The following is a 2,794-nucleotide window of genomic DNA, read 5'->3' on the forward strand; positions in this document are numbered from 1 at the left end:
CAGAAGGAGTTGGTGGAGTTGTAGCTATCTTTCCAATCCCTGGTGCGAAGCATGTGGGGAAATATGGAACAAAAGGCATTATAAAGTTTGGAGAATTTGCAGCAGATGTGTCAACAAATTTTGTGAAAAACATTAAGAATAAAGTGGTTGCAAAAGCCCCTGAACCGGGTAAAGCATCTAATGGTATGGTAATACAGGAGCCAATGGAATTAATAAGCTAGATGATATTGCAAAATTAGAACCGCTAGAAAATGGACCATATAAAAAATGGAAAGCCAAATGGTCGCCCAACATTATCTGGTAATAAAAAACTTCAATTTGAAAAAGATGTTTATAATAATCAAGTTGATTTAGATGGTATTTTACGTGACCCTAATACAGGTAGTATAATTGAATGGAAACTAGGTCAGCCACGAAAAGACGTTGTTGATTTTGGACATAAAACAGGAAACTCTTATAATTACATGTTTGAAAAATATAAGAATAGGGAAATTACTCTTGAAGAATTAAAAGAGTTTCAGTTTAATCCAGATAATTTCAGATTGGAAACTCCGTCTTCAAATAGAAGTCACAAATATGATATAGAAATGAAAGGGGAACTAATGAAAATAACTAATATTTTTGATTCAGCTAGAGATGGAACCTTTGAAGATTTCATTAAATTTTATAATGGAAATGCTAATGAAATTAATGAAAACTTAGGTTTGAATTTATTAGAACTTGCACTTGTAAATGATAAAAATGGAAAAGAAAAAATAAAAATCATCCAATTTTTAATATCAGAAGGGGTAGATATTAACTTTGTAGATACAAAGCACAGACGAAATGCTCTGCATACTTTTTACTTCAATGTATTAAGTCCATCATCGGAATATATGTTACTAGTTACAAAGCTGTTAATTGAGAATGGTATTGAGATTAATGCATTGGATAAATATAATGCTGTTCCGCTAAAATATGCAATAACAATCACTAAGCTCCCTACTGAAGAAATAAAGCATGTATATCAATATTTGTTAGAGCATGGTGCTAATTATAATAATAAAGATATATTTGGAAAATCATGTATTGATTATATTGAAGAATATTCATGGAGAAACAATCTAATAGAGATAATAAAGGAGTTTGAAAATGGAAATAATTAATAGTGAATATGGTGGTTTTGTAGTTTCAAAGAATATTATTGGGGGAAAACCAATAAGGTATTCATTTCGTGAAAAGAGCTCTATACCTCAATTAAATGGTTGGAATTTTTATTCTATAGATGACGATGAAGAATATGTTAATAATTCAAATAATTTTGTAATATTAAACGCAGAATCAATTTCAAAAATTTCTCCAGTAATTTTTGAAATTTTTGAAGCACCTTATGGAACTGATTTATGCTGGTTATACGAAGAAGGAATTCATGTTGGTTTTTATGATTTAAAAGTGGATAAAGAAGTATCCATAAATCAAATATTGAATCTATCATAGAAGTTTAATATTTTGGATAAAGGTTGTATTAATAAATTAACCTTGATTGGCTTCAAGCTTTTCAAGGTTTTTTATGCTTTTACAATTAAGATATAAAAGACTACCACCTAACCACTCGAATTATATTTGTACACGAAAATAACAAAGATTGTAATGTTAAGGTGATAACATACAGGCACATTAGGTAAGTGAAAAGAAAATAAGGATTATTAAGAATCCAACTAGTATTTCAACATTGACGACCGAGTAACGATAAAGAACACGGAGCTTATCATTGCCCAAGCCACTACCACGATGAAACAAGGCATCCTCACCTATGAATATGTACTAGCACCAGAAGCAGGCATTCGGCAAAACTTGATTCACCATCCCTCCCTATGTGGAGGTGCGATAGAAGGGAAAATCATCGATGTTGCCAAAGACAAGGTTCGTGTTTACCATTCGATTGATGATGCACAAAACAAAGATGAGGCCACTTGGTTTCCATACTCTACATTTTATACAGCCGAAGGGAATAGCGATTTTTATTGGATGCCAGAATTAGGCGATGCAGTTCAACTTTATTTCCCAAGTGACAAGGAAGAAGAAGCGGTTGTCATCAACTCGGTGCGGAAGGAAGGAGCCAGCAATCCAAAGACATCTGACCCTAACATCAAGTATTGGGGAACAAACCATGGAAAACACATGAAGATGGGTACTAGTGATGTAATGTTTACTGCAAAAGAAGGCTCCATCTTCCTTACACTAGATACCGATATTATTTCTAAAACTAATGAAATAATCGATAAATTTAAAGGGGAAAAATAATTAATTTTTCATGTTTGGCAAGAGATGTTATACATGTATCTTCTATGATGACTATGAATTTTAGAGAAGTCTAGTGAATATCAATATTATTAAAAATCAACAATAGTAGTATTTAACTCAACTAAATAAATTTAAAAAGGAGATACAGAGTGGAATATGTTTTTCTTATTTGGCTTGCAGTCGCTATTTACATTTGTCTTTTTAAATCAAAGCAATTTGATCATATCTTTTCTGACTTATTTCCAGGATTAATGCCTAAAGGAAACTGGGTTATTATCTTTTACAGGATTACTGGAATCATTTTTTTGCTTGTTTTTATACTGTTATTATTGTCAATTCTATTTGATTCATAAATAAATGAATAAATTTAAGGAAAGACCAAATATCACTAGTGTTGCGTTAATTTAATTTCACTATTAAAAATACTCAAAATGTTCAATTTTATTATTTTATGCAAAGAAAAAGTCCTTTATAATGGATAAGTCAGGTGGTAACCCGTCCAAATCCACTA

General features: G+C 31.1%; 4 protein-coding genes and 1 pseudogene. All 5 read left to right on the plus strand.

Annotated features, from left to right (window positions below):
• Positions 1-221, plus strand: a 221-nt coding sequence (locus GX497_03685) for a hypothetical protein (GenBank protein HHY72323.1), incomplete at its 5' end; no start/stop codon positions are given.
• Positions 209-581 (plus strand): annotated as a pseudogene (locus tag GX497_03690) (hypothetical protein). The gene GX497_03685 and the pseudogene GX497_03690, both read left to right, overlap by 13 nt.
• A gap of 21 nt (positions 582-602) precedes the next feature.
• Positions 603-1,145, plus strand: a complete 543-nt coding sequence (locus tag GX497_03695; GenBank protein ID HHY72324.1) for an ankyrin repeat domain-containing protein — start codon at positions 603-605, stop codon at positions 1,143-1,145.
• Positions 1,132-1,476: a DUF2185 domain-containing protein gene (locus tag GX497_03700; GenBank protein ID HHY72325.1), complete on the plus strand. Its 345-nt coding sequence runs from the start codon at positions 1,132-1,134 to the stop codon at positions 1,474-1,476. Before GX497_03695 ends, GX497_03700 begins: the two co-directional genes overlap by 14 nt.
• Before the next feature lie 294 nt (positions 1,477-1,770).
• Positions 1,771-2,283: a hypothetical protein gene (locus tag GX497_03705; GenBank protein HHY72326.1), complete on the plus strand. Its 513-nt coding sequence runs from the start codon at positions 1,771-1,773 to the stop codon at positions 2,281-2,283.
• The last annotated feature ends 511 nt before the right edge of the window (positions 2,284-2,794 follow it).

It is taken from the genome of Bacillus sp. (in: firmicutes), assembly GCA_012842745.1.
Classification (GTDB): Bacteria; Bacillota; Bacilli; order Bacillales; family Bacillaceae_J; genus Schinkia.

Bases quoted from the DNA above. Each gene is read 5' to 3' on its own strand.
- GX497_03695 (HHY72324.1), top strand. From the start codon at position 603: ATGAAAATAACTAATATTTTTGATTCAGCTAGAGATGGAACCTTTGAA.
- GX497_03700 (HHY72325.1), top strand. From the start codon at position 1,132: ATGGAAATAATTAATAGTGAATATGGTGGTTTTGTAGTTTCAAAGAAT.
- GX497_03705 (HHY72326.1), top strand. From the start codon at position 1,771: ATGAAACAAGGCATCCTCACCTATGAATATGTACTAGCACCAGAAGCA.